Origin of the sequence: Rhizobacter sp. (assembly GCF_035702065.1) — a bacterium.
In the GTDB taxonomy this organism is placed as follows: Bacteria; Pseudomonadota; Gammaproteobacteria; order Burkholderiales; family Burkholderiaceae_C; genus Rhizobacter.
Map to the genome: position 1 here is coordinate 1 of NZ_DASSRA010000157.1, position 2,182 is coordinate 2,182.

The 2,182-nt window shown below is 68.2% G+C and carries 2 protein-coding genes; both read right to left on the reverse strand.

What is annotated here, in order from left to right:
- Nucleotides 1–273 (reverse strand): EamA family transporter (locus VFL64_RS07365; protein ID WP_489539726.1); only part of this gene is annotated, 273 nt, incomplete at its 3' end.
- A gap of 97 nt (nucleotides 274–370) precedes the next feature.
- Nucleotides 371–2,182, reverse strand: a 1,812-nt coding sequence (locus tag VFL64_RS07370) for a YncE family protein (protein WP_489539727.1), incomplete at its 5' end; no start/stop codon positions are given.

Here is a 2,182-nt window from a genome sequence, read left to right on the forward strand (position 1 = left end):
GCTGAAGCCCAGGCCGCTCACCACCAGCCAGTCGCGCCGCGTGAGCGCCGGCTTGCCGCGCCCGGCCCACCACGAGAGCAGCAGGAACATCGGCAGCGCAAACAGCATGCGGTACATGATCAGCGTGACCGCATCCACGCCGTAGCGGTAGGCCAGCTTGACGATGATGGCCTTGCCGGAGAAGGCGATCGCGCCCAGGATCGCGAAGGCCAGGCCGGGCCACATGGCCCGGTGGGGTGCCGCTGCACCCGCAGCCAGTGGAGGAGAACTCATCGCGGCGATTCTACGAACCGGCTTGGTGCGACGAGGCCCGCATGAAAAAAGCCCCCGCGGGCATGGCCGGCGGGGGCTGGAGCACGGATCGCGAAGATCAGTCGCGGTCGAGCTTGCTGCCGCCTGTGCGTGCCACGCCGGCACGGGTGCCGTTGCCCGGAGGCACGCAGGTGAAGGTCACCGGCGCACCAGCGGTCGCGGTCTGGGCGATCAGCGCAGCCTGCGTCACCGCGGCTTCGGTGCTCTTGTCCGGCGCGAAGTTGCCGGCGCTGTTGAGCACCCAACCCTTGGCCACGCCGCTCACCACCGCCTTGGCGATCAGCTCGCACTCGGGCAGCGGGCTCGTGACCTTGGCGCGGGCCACCAGCAGGTTCAGGCGGGCTGTCACGTCGGACTGCGTCGCATTGGCCTGGGTCACCGTGACCTGCTGGCCGACGACCGGGTTCATCTCGGCCGGCGAGGCCATCAGGTACTGCTCGAGCTGCGCGCGCTGCGTCGCGCTGAGCTGTGCGAACACCCGCTCGCCGAGGAACTGCACCAGCGTGCCGAACTTGCCGGCGTTGGCGAAGCCGAAGCCACGGATCTGGTCGCCCACGTTCGTGAACGTCGAGACCTGCGAGTTGGTGCCGAACATGCCCACCTTCTGGTACATGTTGCGCAGGTGCGGGATCTTGAAGTCCTGGTCGAGCTGCGCGCCTTCGATCGACATGGTGCCGTCGGTGCCGAAGCGCTTGTTCACCGGGTCGATCACGTGGCAGCCGTTGCAGGTGGTGATCTGGTCGGAGGTCACGGTGTTGTAGACGTTCCGGCCCGCCGCCTGGGTGGTGGTCAGCGTGTTGTCGAGGTTGGTGATCGGGTTGGGCGGGTAGATGATTTCCAGCGCGAAGTCGGCGAAGGCCTTCATCTCGTCGGCGGTCAGCTGAGACTCACGACCCAGCAGGCCGGTGAAGGCAACGTTGAAGTCCTCGAACGACTGGTGCTCCAGCGCTTCGCCCGCGCTGCGGCTCGCGCCGGTGCGGTCGCCGCGCCAGTGCAGCGGGCCGTTGCCGCTCATGCCGCGGAAGCTCTGTGTCGTCATCGGCCCCTTCATGGGGTGGAAGAACGCCTTGCGGCCGATGGCCGGCACGTTGCTGTTGTAGGTGTTGGGGCTGCTGACCCGGCTGTCGCTCGGGTTGCCGAGGTCCCAGGCCAGCTGGTCGAGGTCACCGAAGATGTGGCAGCCCGAGCACGACGAGTCGCCCCGGCTGGACGTGAGCGACGCGTCGTAAAGGAACTTGCGGCCGTTCTGCACCACCGCCGGCTCCGGGTTGAACATCTTCACGTGACCGACTTCGCTGAAGCTCGAGGTGTTGACCACCGAGACGCCGTTGTCGCCTCGCGTGGTGACGTAGGCCAGGCCGCGCGTCGGGTCGAGCACCACGCCGGTGGGCAGCCCGCCGGTCAGCGTCACGTGGCTGCTGGCCGAGGGCGTGAAGCTGTCGCCTTCGAGCTGCGAGGTGCTGAAGCGGCCGAGCTTGTTGGAGCCCATGGCTGCCACGTAGAGCGTGCCGCCGTCGGGTGTGATCGCCATCTCGAGCGGCGTGGCCAGGCTGGCCGCCTTCTCGGCTGCGGTGCCCGTGGCGGCGGCGTAGCTGGTGATGTGCTTGTTGAGGTGGCGCGGCGAGACGGTGCTGCCATCGACCACCGTGATGCGGCTCTCCACGAAGTGCCCGCGCACCGTGGTCGAGCGCGTGCCCGGGCCTTCGAAGCGCACCACGTTGCGCGCTTCCTGGTTGCTCACGTAGACCTTGCCCGAGGCGGGGTTCACCGCCACGTTGAAGAGCGTGGTGCCCACGCCCGAGACGCGGCCCGTCACCGTGGGCAGCGTGCCGGTGGTGTCGATGGTGAAGACGTCGTAGTCGGGCAGGTT